This is a genomic window from Mesorhizobium sp. M2D.F.Ca.ET.226.01.1.1, from assembly GCF_004022705.2.
Taxonomy (GTDB): domain Bacteria; phylum Pseudomonadota; class Alphaproteobacteria; order Rhizobiales; family Rhizobiaceae; genus Mesorhizobium.
The window spans coordinates 422,375-445,931 of the sequence record NZ_RZOY02000004.1 but is presented as its reverse complement, the minus strand read 5'-3'; the positions used below and the strand labels follow the sequence as shown (position 1 = coordinate 445,931).

The window sequence follows — 23,557 nt, the reverse complement described above, 5'->3', positions numbered from 1 at the left end:
GGTGCGCTGGATCTAGCCGGCAGCCGGCGCCAAACTCTCTTTGAACAAGCGATTGATGTCGGCCACGACACGGCGGGCGCCCTGCCCGCCGGCAAGGCCTTCGTTAATGCGATCGGAGGCCTGCTGCTGGAACGCCATGTAGCCGTCATGGCGCGGCCGCACCCAGGCGCCTTCGAGCGTTGCCCTTGTGTCGCGATAGAAGTTGCCGGTCGCGGCGTTGACGGCGTCGTCCTCCCAGGCCGCGGCATGGCCGGGCTGGCCGCCGGCGGCGGCGTAAGGGCCGCGCTGCACGTCCCCGCGGGCGATCCAGTAGGCGAAGTCGATCGCCGCTTCGCGCTCGGTCGAAAAGGCGGAAACGGCAATGCCAGTGCCGCCGAGCGCCGAGCCGATCGGGCTGTCGCCACCGGCGACCGGCATGTCGGCGAAGCCGAGACGATGCGGCCGGAAGCCGGCGACCGCATAGGGGACATAGCCGTAGATCAGCGGCGCGCAGGCGATGCGCGAGTCGGGTTCGGCCATTTTCTCGAAGACGGCGATCGGATCCATCGTCAGGCATGCGGGATCGATCAACGCCGCGATCTCGCGCAGCATCTCGAAGGCGGTTTCGCCGGTCTCTTGGTCGACCAGATCGCGCCGTCCGTCGACCGCGCAGGGCCGGCCGAGCTCGGCCGCAAGGGTGTAAAAGCACATCAGCGAATGCGGCGGCCTGAGTGGCAAAAGCACGCGGCCTTGCTCGGCAAGCGCCAGCACTTCGGTCCAGATCGTCGGCGCGGCCCCGATCAGGTCGGGGCGCCAGGCCTGCACCTGCGTCGCCGCATCGATCGGGAACGCCCATTGCCGGCCTTGCCAATTGTAGCTCGGATAGGACTTTCCGACGCTTCCCCTCGCCAGCGCCTCCCGTTCGGCCTCCCGTCCGGGCACATCGAGCGACGCCAGGCATTTTTCGGCGGTGATCTGGCCGACATGCGGATGATCGATGACTATCAGGTCGTAAGCGCGGGCGAGCTCCTCGACAGGGAAGGACTCGAAATCCTGCAGCGATCGCCTTTCCCATTCGACCGAGACGCCGGCCTTGTCCTTCCACAGCGCCGAACACGCCACCATCGGGTCGTACCCGCGCGGGTGGCTCCAGGTCATCCCTTTCAGCCGGATCACAGGCCAAACTCCGCGCGGATTTTTTCGCTGTGCTCGCCGATGCGGGGCGCCGCCCGATCGCCCTTGGCCCGCGCGCCGTCGACGCGCAGCGGCGAACGCGTGGTGAGGATCGAGACATCGTCCTCGCGCGTTACGGTCTGCAGCATGTCGAGCGTCTTGAAGCCGTCATTTTCCATCAGCTCCGGCCAGGTCAGCACCTTGGCGCACCACACATCGGCGGGTTCGAGGATGGCCAGCCATTCGTCGATGGTTTTTTCCGCGATGCGTTTGGCGATGATCGCCTTGATCTCGTCGCGGGCGGTGAACCAGGTCGCCGGCTTGTCGCGGAATAGATCGAGCGCGGGCAATTCGAGGAGATCAGCGAGGTTCGGGATCGGCGTCATGGCAATCGCCAGATAGCCGTCCTTGGCCTGATAGACCCCGTAAGGCGCGGACAGATAGGCATGCGCGCTGCGGAAGGATGAGCGCTTCGGCAGGCGGCGGCCGTCGTTGAGATGTGTGGTCAGCACCTCGAACTGGAAGTCGATCAGCGCCTCGAGCAGGCTGGTCTCGACATGGCCGCCCTCACCGGTGATGCCGCGCCGCACCAGTTTTGCCAGGATGCCTTGCGCGCTGGCCGCGCCCGCCAGCATGTCGGCGATGGCCAGGCCGAGCGGCACCGGGCCCTGCTCCTCGTCGCCGTTCAGCCACATCACGCCGGAGCGCGCCTGCGCCAGGAGATCCTGCCCGGGCCGCTTCACCCAGGGGCCGTCCTCGCCATAGCCGCTGATCGAGGCGTAGACGAGCCGGGGATTGATCGCTCGCACATGCTCATAGTCTAGGCCGAGCCGTTCGATGACGCCTGGCCGGAAATTCTGGATCAGCACGTCCGCCTTGGCAACCAGGCCGCGCAGCGCGGCGAGATCGGCCTCGTTCTTGAGATCGACGGCGAGGCTTTCCTTGCCGCGGTTGATGGCATGGAAGATGGTGGAATCGCCGCCGATCTCGGTGTCGCTGAGATAGAGCCGGCGCGACAGATCCCCGCCGTCCGGCCGCTCGATCTTGATGACGCGCGCGCCAAGGTCGAGCAGGCGCAGAGAGCAATAAGGTCCCGACAGGAACTGGCTCATGTCGACGACGACGAGGCCGGTCAGCGGAAGTTCGTTGTCAGCGGCCACGGTTCATTTCTCTGTCTTGCCGACGAAGTCGGCTGGGTTCTTGTACTTCACCGTCTGCAGATGCTCGCAGTAGAGCACCAGCTCTCCTTCACCCTTGAAGACCTCATAGCTGGCGCGGATCAGGCCCATGTCCTGGTAGCGCGGCTTTTTGTCGAGGTTGGTGCGGATCGAATAGATGGTGTCGCCGATGAAGACCGGCTTGATGAAGCGAAGCTTGTCGTAGCCATAGGAGAAGGCGTTGACGCAGTTGGTGGCGACGAGGCCGAGACCGGCCGAAAAGACGAAGGCGCCGGCCACCAGCCGCTTGCCGAAAATGCCATCCTTTTCGGCGAACATCTGGTCCTGCACATAAGGATGGATATCCAGCACCAGCGCATTGAACACATGGCTTTCGCCTTCGGCGATGGTGCGGCGGAGCGAGCGGATTTTGTGACCGGGCTGCCAGTCCTCGTAGAACCAGTTTTCGGAATTCCATACCGGGATCTCGGCATGCGCCTCAGGCATGTCGGCCGGATGCGTCGAGGCGACGCCGATGGTCGGCGAGAATTCGCTCATGCCTCGCTCCGGGGGCTACCGGCACGGTCTGCGAGGCGGTTCCGGGCACGATGCCGGATGGCGAGATGCATGGTCGCTTTCCTCTCGTCAGTTTTCTTTTGTGAATAATATTTTCACATATGGGTTTCCCTTGCAAGCGACGATCGGTGAAATTTTGGCGGCTGCATCGCAAAGGAGCCCGCTGGCACGGAATGGATGCAGAGCGCCTGTCTTGTAATTTTCGGCAGCCTCAAAGGCACCTGTTTTCGGCCGGTCAGACCTTCGGCCGCCTCTCGAATTCTCGTGTGCGACGAGACGAGCGGCCGGTTGACGGGCAGCGCGATCGACATCGCGACGCGGATGTGCGTGCGATCGCGTCGACGCCAAATCAATGCTGGTGCTTATTGACCGGCTCGGGTGAACGAACCGCTATAGGTCTGGCCGGCAAGGCTGTAGGTTACTCTGAGCGTCCCTTGCGACACCATCGTGGCGGTAATGTCGGCGCCGTTCGGCAGGCGCCCGAGCTTCAATGTGTTGCCGGAAATCCTGCCGGAGCCGTCGGCGACGCCCGGCTTGTTGTCGGCCAGATCGCCCCACGCGTAGCTGACCGTCACCTGCCCGCCCGAGGACACCGTCAGCACGGCCAGCTTGCCGTCATACATACCGTTGAGCTGCCCCGCCCATATGCCGGAGAACGCGGCATATCTGGCAGGGACGCCCTTGGCGGGCGGAACGACCGCGATGCCCTGATCCAGCACCGCCGAATTCGACAAGGCCGGAGCGGGAGCGGCGGCCGGAGCGGGTTGCGGGTCAGCAACAAGTTGCGAACCAGCAACAGGTTGCGAGCCAGCAACGGGCTGCGTGTCCGGAGTCGACTGGCAAGCAGCAAGCGTGGCCACAAGGCCCAGCGTCAGCAAGAGACTGCTTGATCGCGCAAGCAGTCCGGATCGAACCCGTCCCCGCGCCAGTGTCCCACTCAAAACCGGAATTCTCATAAGCATCCCTCTGACAGGAAGCCCTTAGCCTAGTTGCGGCGACCGGCATAGGGATTTCCTCGGGCGCGGTCCTTCGTACCTGGCGCGACACGACCTGCGTCGCTTCCGTCGGGGCGACTTTTCCAGGGACGATAGCTCCGCTTGCGCGCATCCGCCGGGTTTCGTTGCGGGGGCGTGATGCTGGAACTCCCGCCAATGCCCCGCGTTTCCAAGAAGCCAGCAGCGATCGGGCACCAACGATCCGAGCAGAGATCGTTCGCGAATTTCCTTCCGAAGAACGCGATAAGAGCACGGAGTTCCAGCCATGGCTTTCACGCTTGAGAGTCCAGCCTTTGAAAACGGGCAGGCCATTCCCGAGCGCTATGTCCGTAACGGAGGCAACTTGTCTCCTCCGCTGCAATGGAAGAACGCTCCGGCCGGGACCAGAAGCTTCCTGCTTGTCGTTGAGGATCCCGATGCGCCGCGCGGCATGTTTCGCCATTGGGCGGTCTATGACATCCCCGCCGGCCGGGACAGCCTGCCGGAAGGCGCCGCCGGACCGGAAAGTTTCCGCCAAGGCGTGAACGACTTCGGCAATGCCCATTATGACGGTCCCCAGCCGCCAAAAGGGCACGGTGTCCATCACTATCACTTCCGCCTTTCAGCGCTCGACGTGGAGACGCTGGAACCCGGCGGAGAAACGGCAATCGCCGACCTTCTGGCCCATGCGGGGCCGCACATGATCGCCACCGCCGACCTTGTCGGCACCTATGAAAACCGCTGACGCGCGATCCGCAACGGCCTGTCGGCATTCGATCATGCCCCGCTCGAACAAGGAGAAAAACAATGCCGGACAAGAAAACCATCGAAAAGGCACGCAAGGACAAGCGCGAAGGCAAATCGCCAAGCACGCAGGCCGGTGAATTCGTTCACGCGGAAATCGACAAGGTCCGCAAAGGCAAGCACGGCGCCCGCTCCACCAAGCAGGCGATCGCCATCGGCCTTTCGGAGGCGCGCCGCGCGGGCGTCGACCTGCCGCCGCCCAAGAAAGGCGACGTCAAGGAGAGCACGCGCAAGAGCGCCAAATACGCTTACGAGGCAGGCCAGGGCGAACGGAAGCCGAAGCGCCAGCCGAAGGTCTCGAAGGCGGTGTCGAAGGTGCTCGAGGGCGAGCCGAAAAGCACCGCCTCCCGCAAGGCCCTGTCGCGGCAGGCCAAGAGCGCCGCATCCGGCCGCACGGCCGAAGAGCGGTCGGCGGCGGCCAGGAAAGCCGGGCAGACCAAAGGCGCCGCCGGACGATCGGCGGCTGCGCGAAAGGCAGCCAGAACCCGCGCTGAGCACGGTTAGCCGTAGCCGCAGAATGGGGAGCAGGCATGCAGACAGGATTCTGCGTCGGGCCCGTACCAGCCGCAAAATGCCCCTTGGCGTCCAGGCCCCACATAAGGGCTCGAGCGCCGCGCAGATAAGCGTGAACAGCGGTGAGAATTCTGCCAGCTAAGAAATCTGCTCAGAATGACTGTTTGGTGGAGCCAATCGGAATCGAACCGACGACCTCTTGAATGCCATTCAAGCGCTCTCCCAACTGAGCTATGGCCCCACTCCCGGCAGTCAGCCGGCGCCGTTTCCGGCGAAGAGATCCGGCGCAGTCGGAACCGCGCCGTCGTTTAGTGCTGGCGGCTTCTAGCGCCGCCTTCGGACAAGATCAAGCCTGCAAAAGCCGCTTTTTCGTCACAGGCGAAAATCGCCGGCAAACGATCCGATCAGACCTCGTCCTCGTCGTCGCCGACGCCGATCATGTCGGAGACGTCGTCGTCCTCTTCTTCTTCGTCGGCAAGGAAGGTATCGTCCTCGTCGTCGCCGAGATCGACGTCGTCATCCTCGTCGTCGCCGAGATCGGGAAGATCGTCGCCGCCGCCCTTGGCCTCCTCGTCCGCGTCTTCCAGCGAGACGACTTCGGCGCCTTCTTCCTCGTCGCCGTCCAGCTCCTTGTCGGCGACCTCTTCATCCTCTTCGAGGGCGGAGATCTTGCCTTCCTCGAAATAAGAGCGCGGATAGCTCTTGCCGGTATAGGGCGAGACGATAGGGTCTTTGTTCAGGTCGTAGAATTTCCGACCCGTTTCGGGGTCGACACGCTTGGTGCCAAGTTCAGCTTTTGCCACGTCAGGCCTCGTCAAAAAAAGAATGGTCCCCATAACCGCAGTTTTCCGTGCTGTCAAAGCCAAAAGACATGTGCGCAAAACCCGCTTTTCAAAGGCTTGCGCCAAGGGGATGACCATTGCCGCGCGCCGTGATACGAGACCGCCGCATCATGACGAACCGGGCCGGCCAGCCGGCATTTCATTTGGAAGACAAAATGTCTCATTCCGCCGCCGCTAAACCAGCCACGGCCCGCAAATCCCCTGCCCTTGCCGGCACCGCGCGCGTGCCGGGCGACAAATCGATCTCGCACCGCTCCTTCATGTTCGGCGGTCTCGCTTCCGGCGAAACCCGCATCACCGGCCTGCTCGAGGGTGAGGACGTGATGCGCACGGGCGCCGCCATGAAGGCGATGGGCGCGCATATCGAAAAGAACGGCGCCGAATGGGTGATCCGCGGCACCGGCAACGGCGCATTGCTGCAGCCGGAAGGCCCGCTCGATTTCGGCAATGCCGGCACCGGTTCTCGGCTGACAATGGGGTTGGTCGGCACCTATGACATGGAGACCACCTTTATCGGCGACGCCTCGCTTTCCGGCCGGCCGATGGGCCGCGTGCTCGACCCGCTGCGGCAGATGGGCGTGCAGGTGCTGAAGGCGGCGCCGGGCGATCGCATGCCGATCACGCTGCGCGGGCCGAAGCATGCCGCGCCCATCACCTATCGCGTGCCGATGGCGTCGGCCCAGGTGAAGTCGGCGGTGCTGCTTGCCGGCCTCAACACGCCCGGCATCACCACCGTGATCGAGCCGGTGATGACGCGTGACCATACCGAGAAGATGCTGAAGGGTTTTGGCGCCAACCTGACCGTCGAGACCGATGAGCGCGGCGTGCGCCACATCTTCATCGAAGGCCAGGGCAAGCTCACCGGACAGACGATCGCCGTGCCCGGCGACCCCTCTTCCGCCGGCTTCCCGTTGGTCGCCGCGCTCATCGTGCCGGGCTCGGATATCGTGATCGAAAACGTGCTGATGAACCCGACCCGCACCGGCCTGCTGCTGACGCTGCAGGAAATGGGCGGCAAGATCGACATCCTCAATCCGCGCACTGCCGGCGGCGAGGATGTGGCGGACCTGCGCGTGTGCTTCTCCGAGCTGAAAGGCGTGGTGGTGCCGCCGGAGCGCGCGCCGTCGATGATCGACGAATATCCGGTGCTGGCGGTCGCGGCGAGCTTCGCCGAGGGCGAAACGCTGATGCAGGGACTGGAGGAATTGCGCGTCAAGGAATCCGACCGGCTGGCGGCGGTCGCCAACGGGCTGAAGCTCAACGGCGCCGACTGCACCGAGGGCGAGGCATCGCTTGCGGTGCGCGGCAGGCCGGGCGGCAAGGGACTGGGCGCTCATCCGAACGGCCAGGACACAGTGGTGAAGACGCATCTCGACCACCGCATCGCCATGAGTTTCCTCGTCATGGGGCTAGCGACAGAGAAGCCAGTGACCATCGACGACGCCAACATGATCGCGACGAGCTTTCCGGAATTCATGGGACTGATGAAGGGACTGGGCGCGGAGATCGAGTGACGGCGATGGGTTGGGGCCGAACTGAGACGCTGGCGGGACAGCACCCTCCTCTGTCCTGCCGGACAGTCCGGCAGGACAGAGGGGGGTGTGAAGGAACGCGGCGCTCGTCATATTCATCGCGACCTTCGATCACATCGGTCCGCCAATGACCCGCACCTTCACCATCGCCATCGACGGTCCCGCAGGCGCGGGCAAGGGCACGCTGGCTCGCCGGCTCGCCGATCACTACCGCCTGAACCTGTTGGACACCGGCCTCACCTATCGCGCCGTTGCCCACAAACTGCTCGAGCTTGGCCTGCCGCTCGACAATGTCTCGGCGGCCGAAACCGCGGCGCGGCAGGTCGATCTCTCCAACCTCGACCGGACGGTGCTTTCGGCGCATGCGGTGGGCGAAGCGGCCTCGAAGGTCGCCGTCATCCCGACAGTCCGGCGCATCCTGGTCGAGAAGCAGCGCGCTTTCGCCAAGGCGCCACCGGGCGCGGTACTCGATGGCCGTGACATCGGCACCGTCGTGTGTCCCGACGCCGACATCAAGCTCTATGTCACGGCGAGCGCTGAGGTGCGGGCTAGGCGCCGGCTGGCCGAGATCGAGAGCATGGGCGGCAGCGCCGATTTCGCCACCATCCTCGCCGATATCGAGCGCCGCGACGAGCGCGACATGGGCAGAGCCGACTCGCCGCTGAAGCCGGCGGTAGACGCGCACTTGCTTGATACGAGCGAAATGGCTATAGAGGCCGCGTTTCTGGCGGTGATGGCGATCGTTGACGAGGCCCTCACCAAAAGAAACAAGGCCTGACTAAGCGTTTTTCGATTGCCGTCGGCGGCGAAAATACCCATATCGGGCAAGAACCAGCCTGCCAGCATTCTTCATGCGCCGGACTTGCCGCTCGAGAAGCGGCCAAGGGCTCTTCAGCCCGGAACGCCGGCAGGCTCAACGCAACGCTAACCCACGGCGCCCGCTCCGCTCGAAATGCGGGGTATTCCAGGAGAAACAATGTCAGTAGCTAATCCGTCTCGCGACGATTTCGCGAGCATGCTCGAAGAATCATTCACCGCCGGCCATTCCGGCGAGGGCCAGGTTGTCCGGGGCACGATCACCGCGATCGAAAAGGACATGGCCATCATCGATGTCGGCCTGAAGGTCGAAGGCCGCGTGCCGCTGAAGGAATTCGGCGCCAAGGGCAAGGACTCCTCCCTCAAGGTCGGCGATACCGTCGAAGTCTATGTCGAGCGCATCGAGAACGCGCTTGGCGAAGCCATGCTGTCGCGCGAGAAGGCTCGCCGCGAAGAGAGCTGGGTCCGTCTCGAAGAGAAGTTCACCAAGGGTGAGCGCGTCGAAGGCGTCATCTTCAACCAGGTCAAGGGCGGCTTCACCGTCGACCTCGACGGCGCCGTGGCGTTCCTGCCGCGCAGCCAGGTCGATATCCGCCCGATCCGCGACGTCACCCCGCTGATGCACAACCCGCAGCCCTTCGAGATCCTCAAGATGGATCGCCGCCGCGGCAACATCGTGGTGTCGCGCCGCACCGTGCTCGAAGAGAGCCGCGCCGAACAGCGTTCGGAAATCGTGCAGAACCTCGAGGAAGGCCAGGTGGTCGAAGGCGTGGTCAAGAACATCACCGATTACGGTGCGTTCGTCGACCTCGGCGGCATCGACGGCCTGCTGCATGTCACCGACATGGCCTGGCGCCGCGTCAACCATCCGACCGAGATCCTCAACATCGGCCAGACCGTCAAGGTGCAGATCATCCGCATCAACCAGGAAACCCACCGCATCTCGCTCGGCATGAAGCAGCTCGAGTCGGATCCGTGGTCGGATATCGGCACCAAGTTCCCGATCGGCAAGAAGATCAAGGGCACCGTCACCAACATCACCGACTACGGCGCGTTCGTCGAGCTGGAGCCGGGCATCGAGGGCCTCATCCACGTTTCGGAAATGTCGTGGACGAAGAAGAACGTCCACCCCGGCAAGATCCTGTCGACGACCCAGGAAGTCGACGTGGTCGTGCTCGAGGTTGATCCGGCCAAGCGCCGCATCTCGCTCGGTCTCAAGCAGACGCTGGAGAATCCGTGGGAAGCCTTCGCGCGCAACCATCCGGTCGGCAGCCAGGTCGAGGGCGAGGTCAAGAACAAGACCGAGTTCGGCCTGTTCATCGGCCTCGAAGGCGACGTGGACGGCATGGTGCATCTGTCCGACCTCGACTGGACCCGTCCGGGCGAGCAGGTCATCGAAGAGTACAATCGCGGCGACATGGTCAAGGCGCAGGTGCTCGACGTCGACATCGAGAAGGAGCGCATCTCGCTCGGCATCAAGCAGCTGGCTCGTGACACGGTCGGCGAAGCGGCCAGCAGCGGCGAACTGCGCAAGAACGCCGTCGTCACCTGCGAGGTCATCGGCGTGAAGGATGGCGGTCTGGACGTGCGGCTGGTCGACAGCGGCATCGAGACCTTCATCAAGCGTTCCGACCTTTCGCGCGACCGCGACGAGCAGCGCCCCGAGCGCTTCACCGTCGGCCAGAAGGTCGATGCCCGCGTCATCGCCTTCGACAAGAAGACCCGCAAGCTGCAGGTCTCGATCAAGGCGCTGGAAATCGCCGAGGAAAAGGAAGCGGTCGCCCAGTACGGCTCGACCGACTCCGGCGCCTCGCTGGGCGATATCCTGGGCGCTGCGCTGAAGAAGCAGGGCAACTAAGCCAAGCCTCTTCAACTGACGAACAACAAAAACCCCGCCGGAGCGATCCGGCGGGGTTTTTCTTTGCGAATGATTTTACGGAGTTCAGGCGCGGCCGTAGAGCGGGACCAGCGTGCCGCTCATCGCCTGGTTGGCGGGCGAGGCGAGATAGGCGATCGCTTCGGCCGCGGCCTCAAGGCTGACCCATTTGCTGAAATCGGCGTCCGGCATGGCTTCGCGATTGGCCTGCGTGTCGAGCGTCGAGGGGGCCACGGCATTGACCAGGATGCCCTTGTGCTTCAACTCCTCGGCCATCGCCACCGTCATGGCCGCGACCGCCGCCTTGCTCGCCGTATAGGCGACCATGCCCGAACCCTTGCGCGGTTCCAGCGCCGCCCGCGCGCTGACGTTGACGATGCGGCCGGCGGTATTGGACGCCAGCATCGAGCGCACCGCGGCACGGCTGCACAGGAAGGCGGTGCGGGCATTGGTGTCCATCATTTCGGCGAAGGAAGCGGACTCGATCTTTTCGACCGGCGCCATAGTGAAGCCGCCGGCAAGGTGGATCGAGGCCCAGAGCTCGGGCACCTGGTGGTAGAAGGCCTCGACCTTGGCGGAATCCGACAGGTCGACATTGTGCGCCAGATGCACGCTGGCATGGGCTGCATAGGGGAAATGCGGCGGGGCTGCCGCGTGGGCATTTGGCACGTGGCAGATCGCGCCCTGCTCGAGCAACCTGCCGACAACCGCGCCGCCGAGCGCCCCAGTGCCGCCCGTCACCACGATATGCCTGCCATTCAGCGTTTCCGTCATACTGTGACTGCTCCTGTCATATTTTTATAGTTATATCTTGGGTTATGCCGCCCCAGGCTCGAACGTGGCGCCTTTCGTGTTGTCACTCAATTGAAATATCGACATGGCTGGCGCAGCGTCTTTGCATGTGTCCTGCGCTCCGGGCAATCGATGCGTCAACCCGGCACCTCAGACCAGCGGCCAGCCGTCCAGGATGGCATCCCAAAGCAGACGCTCGTCCGTCTGCGGACGCTGGGACTTGTGGCTGAGCTTGTGCAGCCAGAAGCCGTCATACATGGCGCGATGCTTTACTTCGTCGAAAGGCTTCAAGAGCTGCCATTGCAACTCATGCGGCCTGTCGGCGCCAACCTGCGGCATGTTCAGGAAGCCCTGCCTCAACTTCCGGTGCAGCAACAGAGAAGCCTCAATGTGATGCGGAAACATGAAATACTCGAGAAGCCGATCGTATTTGACCCAGTAGTCGGCAAGGCCATGAATCACCGTCTCGACCAGCGGGTGTCCCTTGCGCGCATGGATGAACCAGGTCTCCACAAGCCGCGGCGTGCGGTTGGTTTCGCGCAGGATGTAAAAATCCTCGCTTTCGATCTGGCGAGGAACCGGTTGCCTGAGCAGAATGGTGGCGTCGAGCCAAGTGCCGCCGTGCTGCAACAGCAGGCCGAGGCGGATGAAATTGGAGAAGTGCTGGCTGTTCATCAGCTGACGCCGGCGCTTGTCCCAGATATGACCCGGCAGATCGACATAGTTTGTCACGGTGGTGTCATCGAGGACGATGAGATCGCGGTCGCCCTTGTGGCGTTGCACCGAGCGCATGCAGGCCTTCACCAAGGGCGGCGCGTTGGCGAGGCCTTGCGCCCAATATTGCCAGATCGGCCCCAACCCGCCTTCCGGCGTGCTGGTCGAGCACCATCGCGAGTGATCGACAGCGGCGTTCCGGGCGCGCCAGTCCTGGCGCCGAGCCAGGTTCATGTGGGTTTTGGCGGCGCGCTTGCGCAACGGCCAGGGCAAGGCAGGCGAAGACGCCGCCCAGCGCAAGGGGGCCAGGTGACCGCGCCTGAGCAGATCGTCGAATGGCGGTTCTGTGAAAAAGGCGCTATCCGGGCCGTCGTCCCCCGATGGTGCCATGAAGGTCAATCCACCGAAATCTCGATAACGCGCGGCTTGCCGGCCGCCCGCGCGCGCTTCAGCGCCCCGGCCAGATCAGCGGTCCCGGTCAACCGCTCGGCCGCGATGCCATAGGCCTCGGCCAGCTTGCAGAAATCCGGCGGCGCCGGCGAGACGCCGACCGGCTCGACGCCGACATCGAGCATCGAAGTCTCGATCTCGCGATAGCCGCGATTGTTCCAGACGACGAAGATCACCGGCGTCCCCGCATCGAGCGCTGCGCCGATCTCCGGCAAGGTGAACTGGAAGCCGCCGTCGCCGGTGAGGCACACCACGGGCACTTGCGGAACGGCAAGTGCCGCGCCGATCGCCGCCGGCGGGCCGTAGCCCAGCGCGCCGAAGCCGGTCGCGGCATTGAACCAGCCGCCGGGGCGATCGTGGTCGTAATAGAGGTTGGCGGCATAGATCGGCTGGGTCGAATCGCCGACTATGATGGCGCCGGGCAGCGCGTCGCGGATCATTTCCACCGCGCGCACCTGCGCCAGATGTTCCGGCTTCAACTCGGCCAGAGCCGCCTCTCGCCCCGCCGCCGCGCGGATTTCGCCGTCCTTCACCGCAGGATGACCGGGACCGATTGCCACGAGCAAGGCCTCGATCCCCTCGGCGCAATCGGCCTGGATGCCGACCGTCACCGGACGGCGCGCGATCTGGTCGGCGCCGATGTCGATGCGGATCAGGTTTTTCGGCAGCACGAAGCCGCCGTCGCCATAGCCGTCATAGTCGGTCGGGCCGAATTCGGTGCCGGCCGCGATCACCAGATCGGCGTCCGCCATCAGTGCGCGCACCGCCTTGAGGCTGGGGCTGGCCGGCACGCAAAGCGGATGGCCATGCAACAGGCCGCGGGCATTTGCGGTTTCGACGACCGGAGCGCCAAGCGCCTCGGCCAGGCGCCGCAACGCCGCGCTGGCCTTCCTGGCGCCGCCGCCTGAGAGGAGCAACGGGCGGCGGGCGGCCTTGATCAACTTCGCCGCTTCGGCAATCGCCACCGCATCCGGCGCGGGCGGCGCGGCATTGCTCAGCGCCGCCGCGATGCCGTCCGCTGGCTTGACCATGACGTCGGTGGGGATCTCGATATGGATCGGTCCCGGCCGCGCCGACGAGAACAGCGCGAAGGCGCGGGCGAGTGCACCCGGCAATTGTCCGGCCTCGGTGACGCGCTCGGAAGACAGCGCCACCTTCTCCATCATGCCGCGCTGGTCGGGCAGCTCATGCAGGAAGCCCAGCCCCTTGCCCAGCGTATCGGTGGCGTTGACGCCGGAGATGACCAGCATCGGCACCGAATCGGCGCGCGCCTGGCCCATGGCGGTGATGGTGTTGGTCAGCCCCGGTCCGGTGATGACGAAGGCGACGCCCGGCCGGCCGCCGGCGCGCGCATAGCCATCGGCCATGAAGCCGGCGCCCTGCTCGTGGCGCGGCGTGACATGGCGGATCTTCGAACGCGCCAGGCCGCGATAGAGCTCGACCGTATGCACGCCCGGAATGCCGAAGACGGTGTCGACGCCATGCGCTTCGAGCAAGGTGATCAGCGCTTCGCCGATGGTGGTCATTGGTCTTCTCCCGTTAGAGCGGGTCGCTGTTTCATGGAAGCAGCGGCCCGCTCTATCTGTTGTTTCTTACGCAATTCCGGACGGAAAGTTACGGCGAAGTGGCCGAACCTGACCGCTTCTCACTTTTCCTGGAATTGCTTTTCCGGCGCAAGGCCGAGCTCGGCCTCTATGGCTTTGATGCCGATCGTCGCCAATTCGCCAGGCGAGAACATCTCGCCGGCCAGGCAGCCTTCGATCCAAAGCCCGTCGATGATGGCGTTGATCGCGATGGCGTGGCGGCGCAGCTCAGCCGCGTCCGGCTTGCGCCGTTCGGCGGTTAGCACTTCTGCGACGACCGCTTCCACCTCGTTGCGAAAGCCGAGATAGCCTTCGCGGTGGGCGCGGGCGAGCGTCGGATCCGCGCCGGCGCGGCCGATGAAGGTTGCCCAGAGCGAGAACACCCGCTGGTCGATGATAGGCGCGTTGAGGTTGGCGGTGACGAAAGCGGCAAGCCGCTGGCGCGGCGAGGCATCTTCCATGAGCAAGGCCGCCTTCGCCTGCTCGGTCATGCGGCCCATGAGTGCCGCATAGGCTTCGTGCAGGAGATCTTCCTTGCCGGGGAAATAGTGCCGGATCAGCCCGGCGGTAACGCCGGCGCGCAAGGCGATGGTGCGCACGGTGGCGCCCTGCAGGCCATGTTCGGCCACGCTGTCCAGGGTCGCATCGATCAGGTCCTGCCGCCGCCGCTCCTCGCCCTCGCGACGAAACTTGCGGCGCGCATTCATTGGCGCAGGATCGGCCGCGTCAGACATGTCGGCCCGCCTTCACAGGCGATGCAGAGCGCATCCGCCTCGAATATCTCGACCGTGCAGCCTGCGGCTTCCATTGCGGCTTTGGTGTTGGGAAAGCCGGCAACGGCAATAACCTTGTGTGGGCTGGTCGGCAGCACGTTCAGGCTCAGGCCGTTGGAAGCGGCGAACTCTCCGGCGTCGCCTTCGACCAGACGGATGCCGCGCGCCTTCAGCATCTGATAGAACGGGGCCGGCAAAAGCGGCGAATAGACCAGCGCAAGGTCATCGGCCAGTGGGCTGATCACCGACATCAGATGCAGGCACGCCTCTTCGCCCTGCCACAGCGGCAGGTCGAAGCCGTAGACGGAGATGCCGAGCGGCGTCAGCAGGTTGGCAACCTGCTGGATGCCTTCCTGGTTGGTGCGAACACCGCGCCCGATGGCCAGCGTGCGGGCATCCACCCAGACGCAGTCGCCGCCCTCGACCTGGCCAGGCGCCTCGACGCGGCCAAGGATCGGAATGCTCAGTCTTTTGTAGGTTTCCTCATGCAGCGAGGGCTCCTTGGCGCGCAACGGCTTGCCCATGGACAGGATCAGCGCGCCGCGGTCGGTCATCAGCGACGGGTCGTGCGTGAACACCGAATCCGCGAGACCATCGGCACCGTCTTCGATCCATTCGATCTCGGCGCCGGACGCGGCCACCAACCCGGCGAGGGCAGCGTGCTGCGAGGCCGCTTTCGCCGGGTTGAACCCCGGGCCATAGTGCCAGGCACCCCTGTCGGCATCGCGCATGGCGTTGGCCGCCGAACGCATCAGCACGCGCCGTAGCGGTGCCGCCATGGACTGTGATCCGAAAGCGCTCATCGATGCCCTTCTAAGATGAAAAAAAGCGAAAAAATTTCATGAAGGGCTATTTATACACTTGCACAACAACGCCGCAAGTGCCGTAATGCGCGGGATTGACGGGCTCGCGCTGTCGGGTCCATGCTGAGGTCTGGAGTGGGCAGTGCAGCGTATGTTGATTAGCCGGATGGACGTTCGACGAACTGCCTTCGACCATAAAGAGGTCGCCCGGTGAGCGTGGCGGGTGCTGCCGCAGCCCGATCCGGCGAGGCGCAAAGCAGCGCCGCCGAAGCCATCCATGTCGAAAACCTGCACAAGAAGTTCGGCCAGTTGCACGTGCTGAAAGGCGTTTCGCTGTCGGCGCGCGACGGCGAGGTGGTCGCCATCATCGGCGGTTCCGGCTCCGGCAAGTCGACGCTACTGCGCTGCATAAACTGCCTTGAAAACCCGACCAGCGGCATCATCCGGGTCAATGGCGAGGAGATCAAGCTCAAGGCCGACAGCCACGGCCACACCGTTCCGGCCGACCGCAAGCAGATCGAGCGCATCCGCTCCCGACTCGGCATGGTGTTCCAGAATTTCAATCTGTGGAGCCACATGACGCTGATCGAGAACGTCATCGAGGTTCCGGTGCATGTGCTCGGCGTCAAGCGCGATCAGGCGATCGCCCAGGCCGAGAAGCTGCTCGCCCGCGTCGGGCTGGCGGAGAAGCGCGACGTCTATCCTGCTTTCCTCTCCGGCGGGCAGCAGCAGCGCGCCGCGATCGCCCGGGCGCTGGCGATCAATCCGCGCGTCATGTTGTTCGACGAGCCGACTTCGGCGCTCGATCCGGAGTTGGTCGGCGAGGTGTTGAAAGTGATCGGCGACCTGGCGCGCGAGGGGCGCACCATGGTGCTGGTGACGCATGAAATGAAGTTCGCCCGCGAGGTCGCGACGCATGTCGTCTACCTCTACAACGGGCTGGTCGAAGAGGAAGGTCCGCCCGAACAGCTGTTCGGCGCGCCCAAATCCGAAAGGCTCAAACAATTCCTCCGCAATGTCGGCTAGCAGGCTGGCATCAAGCGGAGCGAAAAACCGGGAACAACAACAAACTGGGAGTCCTGACATGAAGACTGTTCTCAAGACCTTCGCCGCCGCGCTGCTTCTCGGCGTCGCGGCGATGGGTGGCGTGGCCAAGGCCGAGCAAGTCAAGATCGGCGTCGCCGCCGAGCCTTACCCGCCCTTCACCTCGCCCGACGCCAGCGGCAAATGGGTTGGCTGGGAAATCGACTTCATCGACGCCGTCTGCGCCGAAGAGAAGCTCGACTGCGTCATCACCCCGGTCGCCTGGGACGGTATCATTCCGGCGCTGACCACCAAGAAGATCGACCTTATCGTCTCTTCGATGTCGATCACCGCCGAGCGCGAGAAGACGATCGACTTCTCGGACAAGTACTATAACACGCCAACCGCCATCATCGGGCCGAAGGACCAGAAATTCGGCGCAACGCCCGGCGACCTCAAGGGCAAGGTGATCGGCGTGCAGGTGTCGACGGTGCATGCCGTCTACGCCAAGAAGCATTTCACCGGCGCGCAGGAGATCAAAGAATACCAGACGCAGGACGAAGCCAACAACGATCTCGCGGCCGGCCGTCTCGATGCCGTGCAGGCCGATTCCATCGCGCTCGGCGAATTCCTGAAGTCGGACCAGGGCAAGGCCTGCTGCGATCTCAAGGGCATGGTGGCCCCGGACGACGAGGTGCTGGGACCGGGCGTCGGCGCCGGCGTGCGCAAGGAAGACACCGCGCTCAAGGAAAAGATCAATGCCGGCATCAAGGCGATCCGCGCCAACGGCAAATATGACGAGATCTCGAAGAAGTATTTCGACTTCGACATCTATGGCGGCGCTCCGCAGTCGAACTGAACCGTCTCGCAAATGAGTGAAGGCATGGCGTCCGCGCCATGCCCGATCCTTGCCACGCACGCCTGCTGCTGACCTTGGCTTCAGTGGCTTGCCAGCACTCCGGGGGCGAAGCTGATCGACGCCTTTCTTCCGGCCGCCGCGGCCGGCATTTTCGAACTCTTGTCACCCGTGGCGCCCGGCTGGGGCGGCACGCTTCTGGTCGGGTTGCTGCATTCGCTCGAGATCGCCATCGGCGCCACCTGCCTCGGCCTCCTGATCGGCACCGCCGGCGCCTTCGGCAAGCTCTACGGCGGGCCGGTGACGCGCGATCTGCTTGCCGTCTACACCACAGTGGTGCGCGCGGTGCCGGAACTGGTGCTGATCCTGCTGCTCTACTACGCAGGCACCGATCTCATCAACCAGGTGCTGGCGGCGATGGGCTACAGCCGTGTCGACATCAGCGGACTGGCGGCCGGCATTTTCGTGCTGGGTTTCGTCCAGGGCGCCTATTCGACCGAGGTCATCCGCGGCGCGATCCTCGCCATCCCGCAGGGCCAGATCGAGGCCGCCCGCGCCTATGGCATGCCGCCCGGCCTGATGCTCAGGCGCATAACCCTGCCGGCGATGCTGCCCTTCGCCATTCCTGGCCTTGCCAATCTGTGGCTGATCGCCACCAAGGATACCGCGCTGCTCGCCGTCGTCGGCTTCTTCGAACTGACGCTGGCGACGCGCCAGGCGGCAGGCGTCACCAAAGCCTATCTGATCTTCTATCTCGCGGCCGGCGTGCTTTACCTGGCGGTGACGCTCTTCTCCAACCTGGTCATCGGCCGGGTCGAGGCGCGGTCGCGGCGCGGCATGCCTTCCGTCAAGGAGGCGCGCTGATGTCCGAGGCAACCGCGATCAATGTGGCGGCGCGCGCCTCGCTCTGGCTCAAGCCGCATCGCATCGTGCTGATCCTGATAGCTTTGGGGCTGGCGCTCTGCGCGATCTTCTTTATGCGCTGGGACTGGCTGCCGCAATATTGGGCAATGGGCCTGATGGGCATCTGGCGGGCGCTTTGGATCCTCGCCGTCACCTGCGCGCTGGGCTTTGCGCTTGCAGTGCCGCTGGGGCTCGCGCAGGCCGGCGGACCGATCTGGTTCTCGGCGCCGGCAAAGGTCTTCTGCACCATCATCCGGGGAACGCCCCTGCTCCTGCAGCTCTGGCTGCTCTATTACGGGCTGGGTTCGATCTTCCCGCAATATCCGTGGATCCGTGAATCGTGGCTTTGGCCGTATCTCAGGCAGGCCTGGCCATATGGCGTGGTGGCGCTGACCTTCTCCTTCGCCGGCTATGAGGGCGAGGTGATGCGCGGCGCCTTCGCCGGCGTGCCTAGAGGCCAGCTCGAAGCTGCCCGCGCCTTCGGCATGAGCCGCTGGAAGATCTTCCGCCGCATCTGGCTGCCGCAAGCCTTCTACCGCGCCCTGCCGACCTTGACCGGCGAGACCGTGCTGCAGTTGAAGTCGACGCCGCTGGTGGCGACGATCAGCGTCATCGACATCTTCGCCGTCTCCTCCAAGGTGCGCCAGGACACCTATCTGACCTATGAGCCTTTGCTGCTTCTGGCGCTGATCTATATGACGATCACCGGCATCCTGGTTTTCGTCTTCAGCCGGATCGAGGCTCGGATTCCGGTGAAGATCGGATAGTAGGGGAGTAGGGGAGTAGGGGAGTAGGGGAGTGTTCAGCGCGATGCGCATTCACATTTCCATCCCCATTCGCTATTCGCTCCACAATTTCCCCCTACTTCCCTATTCCCCTACCCCCTTAGGACAGCCACCATGCAACTCACTCTCGACCAGGCAACAGGCCTATGCCGGATGGCGGCGCTTGGCGCCGGCGCTAACGAAGAAGCGGCGCAGTCGCTTACCGCCTCGATCGTCGCGGCCGAGGCCGAAGGCCTGTCGACGGTGGGGCTGTCGCATTTCATCGACTATCTTGAAGCGCTCGAAGCCGGCCGCATCGACGGCAATGCCGATCCGGTGATCACAAGGCCGGCGCTCGCCGTCTATCTTTCCGATGCGCGCGGCGGACTTGCCCATACCGGTTTCGACCGCACCATCGACGACCTGGTCAAGGCAGCAAAACTGTTCGGCGTCTCGATCTTCTCGCAGAAGAACGCCTACACCTGCGGCGCGCTCGGCTATTTCACCGGACGGCTGGCCGAACAGGGTCTGGTCTCCTTCGCCGCCACCAACGGGCCGGCGGTGCTGGCAGGCTCTGGCTCGGTCAAGCCGGTCTATTGCACCAACCCGATGTCCTTCGCCTCGCCCGCCGCCGACGGACCGCCGCTCATCATCGACCAGTCGTCGAGCGCCACCGCCTTCGTCAACATCCGCAAGGCGGCCGAGGACGGCAAGAAAATCCCCGAGGGCTGGGCGCTGGATGCCAGCGGCAATCCGACCACCGATCCGGCGGCGGCAATGAAGGGGGCGATGCTCGCCTTCGGCGGCCAGCGCGGCGCCAACATCGCGCTGATGGTCGAGGTGCTGGCCGCCGGCATTTCCGGCGCCAACTGGTCGCTTGATGCGCCCTGGTTCACCGGCGGACCGGACAGCCCCGGCACCGGCCTTTTTGTTCTGGCCATCGAGCCCAGGCTGCTCGATCCGGATTTCGAGAAGCGCATGAAGGACCAGCTCGACCGGCTGCGACGGCGCTATGGCGTGCATATCCCCGGCCGTTCCCGCGCCGAGGCCGCCGAGAAGGCAAAGGCACGCGGCATCACCACGTCCAAGGCGGTGGTGCAGCGCATTTCGGAATTCGCCGAGCGTTATTCGGCCTGATCTTTCCGGCGCGGTTGAACCTTTTTCCGCCTTGCAGCGACCCATCCGCGGCACCCCATGCCGCGAGCCGCTTGGTTGGCTTCGTCCGGCTCGCGGTTGGCGGCGCCGCGCCGGGCCTTCAGGGCGGGGGCGGGGCGTGCTTGCTTCACGCCACCTTGTTACCGTCTCAGGTCAGGCCGCCTCGTTGGACCCTGTTTCGGCGTGGACACTGCCCGGAAAACCCCGCTTCGGCGGGGTTTTCTGTTTCTCCAAAAACGCGGCGGAGCGGCATTTCGGGCAAGTTCAAAAACAAGCCGACGGCGACTTCCGGTCGCTCTTTGCCTTTGGCGAGAAACGGATTAAGAAACGGCTTCAGCCAAGCATTCGCGCGCGGAGCCAGTCATGACCGAAATCCTGCAGACCCCCAAGCTCGTCGTCGTCTTCGGCGGCTCGGGCTTCGTCGGTCGCCATGTCGTGCGGGCGCTGGCCAAGCGCGGCTACCGCATCCGGGTCGCCTGCCGGCGGCCCGACCTTGCCGGCCATGTGCAGCCGCTCGGCAATGTCGGCCAGATCCAGCCGGTGCAGGCCAATGTGCGTGTGCGCTGGTCGATCGACCGCGCCGTGCAAGGCGCCGACCATGTCGTCAACCTCGTCGCCATCCTGCATGAGACCGGCCGCCAGAAATTCGGCGCCGTGCATGATTTCGGCGCGCGCGCCGTCGCCGAAGCCGCGCGTTCGGTCGGCGCCGGTCTCACCCACATTTCGGCGCTCGGCGCCGATTTGCACTCTGCTTCAGGCTATGCCCGCACCAAGGCACTCGGCGAGAAAGCGGTATTCGAGACGATCGGGGATGCGGTGATCTTTCGGCCGTCGATCAATTTCGGGCCGGAGGACAGCTTCTTTAACCGCTTCGCCGGCATGGCGCGCATCTCGCCTGTGCTGCCGCTGATTGGCGGCGGGCAGACAAAATTCCAGCCGGTCTATGTCGGCGACGTCGCCGAGGCGATCGCGCGCTCGGTCGACGGCAAGGTCAAGGGCGGCCAGATCTATGAGCTCGGGGGTCCACAGGTGCTGACATTCAGGGAATGCATGGAGGAGATGCTTGCGGTGATCGACCGCAGGCGGCTTCTGGTGCCTGTGCCTTGGTGGGTGGCGAACCTGCAGGCATCGATCCTTCAGTTGCTGCCCAATCCGTTGCTGACCAAGGACCAGGTGCTGCAGCTGCGCGCGCACAACGTCGTCTCCGAAGCCGCCGAAAAGGACAGCAGGACGATCACTGGCCTCGGCATCCAGCCGCAGGCGATCGCAACGATCCTGCCCAGCTATCTCTGGCGCTTCCGCGCCGCGGGCCAGTTCCAGCAGCGCCGGCCGATCGCCGATCGCTAGTCTAACCAATCCTCAGCCGCGACGCGAAACCTGCATCGGCAGGCCGCCCTGCGGCTGCGTGGTCAGCTTCTGCACCGGCCATGGCCGCGTTTCAGATGTCGCGTCGAAGCGGAAGCGCGACAGCAGGATCGCCAAAGCGATGATCGCCTCCTGCATGGCGAAACTGGCCCCAATGCAGACGCGCGGCCCTGCGCCGAAAGGCAGATACTGAAAGCGGTCGATCTTGTCGCGGTTTTCCGGATGGAAACGCTCCGGCATGAAGGCGTTCGGCCTGTCCCAGAGTTTTCTGTGGCGGTGCACGACCCAGGGCATCACCAGCACGGCGGCGTATTTCGGGATATAGAGACCGTTCCAGGTCTCCGGCTCGATCGGCTCGCGGTTGATCGAGGGCGCCGGCGGATAGAGCCTGAGCGCCTCCTCGAAAACGGCGCGGGTGAACGGCATGGCGTCCAGCCATTTGGTCGGATCGGGCTCGCGCGCCAGCACCACGTCGATCTCCTGCTCGACCTTGTCGCGTTCCCAAGGCGCCTCGGCCAGGCAATAGATCGTCCAGCCCAGCGCCCGCGCGGTCGTCTCATGGCCGGCACCGATGAAGGTGATGATGTTGTCCTCGACTTCCGCGCGCGTCAGCCCGTCCGGCCCCTCGGCCCTGAGAAGAAGCGTGAGAAAGTCCTGCGGCACGCCATCGGGGTCGCGCTTCATCCGCTCCTCGCGCATCTTCACAGTGTTGGCGACGATGTTGCGGAAATAGGCCATGGTCCTGCGGCCGCGAATGCGGGTCAGACGCGGCAGCCATTCCGGCGCACGCAGCAGGTCGAGCGGATCGACGCGGCCCATTGTCTCGAACAGGCGGTCGATCTCCTTGGCGAAGCTGCCCGACTCACCCGCAATCTCGCCCGAAAACAACGTCTCGGCCAGGATGTCATAGGTGAGCAGCGTCATGTCGTGGGCGATGTCGGACATGCCGCCCGCCTCGTAGCGGGTGACGAATTCCAGCGTGCGCTTCAGCATCGGCGCGGCGAAGCCGAAGATGTGGCGCGGCGTAAAAACCGGCGCCATGGCCTTACGCGAACGCTTCCAGACCTCGCCCTCGGCGGTGAGCAGCCCGTCACGCAGGATCGGGCGCAGGATCAGCTGGCGCACCGTCGCCATCTTGTAGTTCCTGGCATTGTCGATCAGCACATGGCGGATGAGACCGGGATCGTTGGCGACGATCAGATGTCCACCGACCCCGTTCGCCGCAATCCATGGCTGGTTATAGGTGTGCTCGCCCCACAATTCGAGCGGGTTGCGATAGACGATGCGCATCATCTCCAGCGTCGAAGGCGGCTCAGTGCGCGGCTTCGGCGCCGGCGGCACGAAGGGGGCGGGCTTGGTGTCCATGAGGCATGCTCCGCTGACTGCGGCAAATGTAGTGCCGGACGGAGCGGCCGTCCATGTGACCGAGCGGCATATCGCAGCCACTCCGTCTCGCCGGAATGTGACTTACACCTGCAAAAGCATGCTTGTTGCAGGCGGCCGCTTACGTTAGTCACCAACGGATACCGCTAAGCAAGGAGCCGCACAGTGAAGCACCGTCTGGACATCATCATCGGCAGCACCCGGCCGGGGCGCGCCGGGCCGATTTTCGGCGAATGGCTCGCAGGCTTTGCGCGCGAGCACGGCAAGTTCGAGCCGGTGCTGACCGACATCGCTGCGTTCGACCTGCCGATGCTCGATGAGCCGCATCATCCGCGCCTGCGCAAATATGAGAACGACCACACCAAGGCGTGGTCGAAGGCGATCGACACCGCCGACGCCTTCGTGTTCGTGGCGCCCGAGTATAATTACTTCGTGGCGCCGGCGATTGTGAACGCCATCGACTATCTGTTGCATGAATGGCGCTACAAGCCGGCGGCGATCTTCAGCTATGGCGGCGTTTCCGGCGGGTTGCGCGCCGCGCAATCGCTGAAGCCGCTGCTCACCTCGGTCGGCGTCATGCCGATCCCGGAAGGGGTGGCGCTGCCGGCCTATGCGAGCCTGCTTGATGAGAAGCGGGCCTACCATCCCAGCGAGCAGGTGCTGGGAGGCGCAAAGACGATGCTGGACGAGCTGTTCCGCTGGAGCGCGGCGCTGAAAGAGCTGCGTGCCGTCGAATAGGCTCGAGATCCCC

At 64.5% G+C, this 23,557-nt stretch carries 23 protein-coding genes and 1 tRNA gene; 12 read left to right on the top strand and 12 right to left on the bottom strand.

The window, feature by feature from the left end; genetic code table 11:
* Positions 1 to 12: 12 nt before the first annotated feature.
* From EN869_RS12300 to EN869_RS12285, 4 genes are all read right to left on the bottom strand, one after another.
* Positions 13 to 1,137, bottom strand: a complete 1,125-nt coding sequence (locus tag EN869_RS12300) for an extracellular solute-binding protein (protein ID WP_127229812.1) — start codon at positions 1,135 to 1,137, stop codon at positions 13 to 15.
* Positions 1,138 to 1,151: 14 nt separating this feature from the next.
* The gene (locus EN869_RS12295; RefSeq protein ID WP_127229754.1) at positions 1,152 to 2,312 is read right to left on the bottom strand and encodes a CaiB/BaiF CoA-transferase family protein; all 1,161 of its coding nucleotides are present in this window, start codon (positions 2,310 to 2,312) and stop codon (positions 1,152 to 1,154) included.
* A 3-nt stretch (positions 2,313 to 2,315) separates the two neighbouring features.
* Positions 2,316 to 2,867: a MaoC family dehydratase gene (locus tag EN869_RS12290; protein ID WP_127229753.1), complete on the bottom strand. Its 552-nt coding sequence runs from the start codon at positions 2,865 to 2,867 to the stop codon at positions 2,316 to 2,318.
* Between the two features lie 380 nt (positions 2,868 to 3,247).
* Positions 3,248 to 3,604, bottom strand: coding sequence for a hypothetical protein (locus tag EN869_RS12285; protein WP_245489631.1), 357 nt, complete (start codon positions 3,602 to 3,604; stop codon positions 3,248 to 3,250).
* Between the two features lie 541 nt (positions 3,605 to 4,145).
* Between EN869_RS12285 and EN869_RS12280 the strand changes: the two genes are divergently transcribed.
* Both EN869_RS12280 and EN869_RS12275 read left to right on the top strand, forming a co-directional pair.
* Positions 4,146 to 4,604 (top strand): YbhB/YbcL family Raf kinase inhibitor-like protein, encoded by a 459-nt coding sequence (locus EN869_RS12280; protein ID WP_127229752.1) that lies wholly within the window; start codon positions 4,146 to 4,148, stop codon positions 4,602 to 4,604.
* A gap of 62 nt (positions 4,605 to 4,666) precedes the next feature.
* Positions 4,667 to 5,167 (top strand): DUF6496 domain-containing protein, encoded by a 501-nt coding sequence (locus tag EN869_RS12275; protein WP_127229751.1) that lies wholly within the window; start codon positions 4,667 to 4,669, stop codon positions 5,165 to 5,167.
* A 174-nt stretch (positions 5,168 to 5,341) separates the two neighbouring features.
* Here EN869_RS12275 and EN869_RS12270 read toward each other — a convergent pair.
* Together EN869_RS12270 and EN869_RS12265 are read right to left on the bottom strand one after the other, a co-directional pair.
* Positions 5,342 to 5,417: transfer RNA gene (locus tag EN869_RS12270), tRNA-Ala, on the bottom strand.
* Positions 5,418 to 5,580: 163 nt separating this feature from the next.
* Complete coding sequence (locus EN869_RS12265; RefSeq protein ID WP_127229750.1) at positions 5,581 to 5,979, bottom strand: TIGR02300 family protein; 399 nt, start codon at positions 5,977 to 5,979, stop codon at positions 5,581 to 5,583.
* Positions 5,980 to 6,173: 194 nt separating this feature from the next.
* Here EN869_RS12265 and aroA point away from each other — a divergent pair, with 194 nt between their 5' ends.
* The 3 genes from aroA (at position 6,174) to rpsA (ending at position 10,224) form a co-directional block, all read left to right on the top strand.
* The gene (aroA, locus tag EN869_RS12260; protein ID WP_127229749.1) at positions 6,174 to 7,532 is read left to right on the top strand and encodes a 3-phosphoshikimate 1-carboxyvinyltransferase; all 1,359 of its coding nucleotides are present in this window, start codon (positions 6,174 to 6,176) and stop codon (positions 7,530 to 7,532) included.
* A 145-nt stretch (positions 7,533 to 7,677) separates the two neighbouring features.
* A complete protein-coding gene (cmk, locus tag EN869_RS12255) occupies positions 7,678 to 8,328 on the top strand; it encodes a (d)CMP kinase (RefSeq protein WP_127229748.1) in 651 nt (216 codons plus the stop codon).
* A gap of 198 nt (positions 8,329 to 8,526) precedes the next feature.
* On the top strand, positions 8,527 to 10,224 hold the full coding sequence (gene rpsA, locus EN869_RS12250) for a 30S ribosomal protein S1 (RefSeq protein ID WP_095817620.1): 1,698 nt from the start codon (positions 8,527 to 8,529) through the stop codon (positions 10,222 to 10,224).
* 84 nt (positions 10,225 to 10,308) lie between these two features.
* On the opposite strand, the gene EN869_RS12245 is transcribed toward rpsA, so the two are convergent.
* The 5 genes from EN869_RS12245 to EN869_RS12225 all read right to left on the bottom strand — a co-directional run bounded on the left by EN869_RS12245 (position 10,309) and on the right by EN869_RS12225 (position 15,357).
* Positions 10,309 to 11,016 (bottom strand): SDR family NAD(P)-dependent oxidoreductase, encoded by a 708-nt coding sequence (locus tag EN869_RS12245; RefSeq protein WP_127229747.1) that lies wholly within the window; start codon positions 11,014 to 11,016, stop codon positions 10,309 to 10,311.
* Between the two features lie 168 nt (positions 11,017 to 11,184).
* A complete protein-coding gene (locus EN869_RS12240) occupies positions 11,185 to 12,138 on the bottom strand; it encodes a capsular polysaccharide synthesis protein (protein ID WP_127229746.1) in 954 nt (317 codons plus the stop codon).
* Between the two features lie 5 nt (positions 12,139 to 12,143).
* Positions 12,144 to 13,724, bottom strand: coding sequence for a 5-guanidino-2-oxopentanoate decarboxylase (locus EN869_RS12235; protein ID WP_127229745.1), 1,581 nt, complete (start codon positions 13,722 to 13,724; stop codon positions 12,144 to 12,146).
* A gap of 119 nt (positions 13,725 to 13,843) precedes the next feature.
* Positions 13,844 to 14,515, bottom strand: a complete 672-nt coding sequence (locus EN869_RS12230) for a TetR family transcriptional regulator C-terminal domain-containing protein (protein WP_127229744.1) — start codon at positions 14,513 to 14,515, stop codon at positions 13,844 to 13,846.
* Positions 14,485 to 15,357, bottom strand: coding sequence for a dimethylarginine dimethylaminohydrolase family protein (locus EN869_RS12225; RefSeq protein WP_127229743.1), 873 nt, complete (start codon positions 15,355 to 15,357; stop codon positions 14,485 to 14,487). The genes EN869_RS12230 and EN869_RS12225 overlap by 31 nt, the downstream gene beginning before the upstream one ends.
* A 210-nt stretch (positions 15,358 to 15,567) precedes the next feature.
* Here EN869_RS12225 and EN869_RS12220 point away from each other — a divergent pair, with 210 nt between their 5' ends.
* The 6 genes from EN869_RS12220 to EN869_RS12195 all read left to right on the top strand — a co-directional run bounded on the left by EN869_RS12220 (position 15,568) and on the right by EN869_RS12195 (position 21,405).
* Entirely contained in the window at positions 15,568 to 16,383 is an 816-nt protein-coding gene (locus EN869_RS12220) for an ABC transporter ATP-binding protein (protein ID WP_127229742.1), read from the top strand.
* A gap of 58 nt (positions 16,384 to 16,441) precedes the next feature.
* Positions 16,442 to 17,239 (top strand): transporter substrate-binding domain-containing protein, encoded by a 798-nt coding sequence (locus EN869_RS12215; protein ID WP_127229741.1) that lies wholly within the window; start codon positions 16,442 to 16,444, stop codon positions 17,237 to 17,239.
* Between the two features lie 195 nt (positions 17,240 to 17,434).
* Positions 17,435 to 18,100: an ABC transporter permease gene (locus EN869_RS12210; protein ID WP_167507025.1), complete on the top strand. Its 666-nt coding sequence runs from the start codon at positions 17,435 to 17,437 to the stop codon at positions 18,098 to 18,100.
* On the top strand, positions 18,100 to 18,906 hold the full coding sequence (locus EN869_RS12205; protein ID WP_245489630.1) for an ABC transporter permease: 807 nt from the start codon (positions 18,100 to 18,102) through the stop codon (positions 18,904 to 18,906). The genes EN869_RS12210 and EN869_RS12205 overlap by 1 nt, the downstream gene beginning before the upstream one ends.
* Positions 18,907 to 19,038: 132 nt before the next feature.
* A complete protein-coding gene (locus EN869_RS12200; RefSeq protein ID WP_127229739.1) occupies positions 19,039 to 20,040 on the top strand; it encodes an Ldh family oxidoreductase in 1,002 nt (333 codons plus the stop codon).
* A 381-nt stretch (positions 20,041 to 20,421) separates the two neighbouring features.
* A complete protein-coding gene (locus tag EN869_RS12195; protein WP_127229738.1) occupies positions 20,422 to 21,405 on the top strand; it encodes a complex I NDUFA9 subunit family protein in 984 nt (327 codons plus the stop codon).
* A 12-nt stretch (positions 21,406 to 21,417) separates the two neighbouring features.
* On the opposite strand, the gene EN869_RS12190 is transcribed toward EN869_RS12195, so the two are convergent.
* The gene (locus EN869_RS12190; protein ID WP_127229737.1) at positions 21,418 to 22,788 is read right to left on the bottom strand and encodes a cytochrome P450; all 1,371 of its coding nucleotides are present in this window, start codon (positions 22,786 to 22,788) and stop codon (positions 21,418 to 21,420) included.
* A 183-nt stretch (positions 22,789 to 22,971) separates the two neighbouring features.
* Here EN869_RS12190 and EN869_RS12185 point away from each other — a divergent pair, with 183 nt between their 5' ends.
* Positions 22,972 to 23,544, top strand: a complete 573-nt coding sequence (locus EN869_RS12185) for an NADPH-dependent FMN reductase (protein ID WP_127229736.1) — start codon at positions 22,972 to 22,974, stop codon at positions 23,542 to 23,544.
* The last annotated feature ends 13 nt before the right edge of the window (positions 23,545 to 23,557 follow it).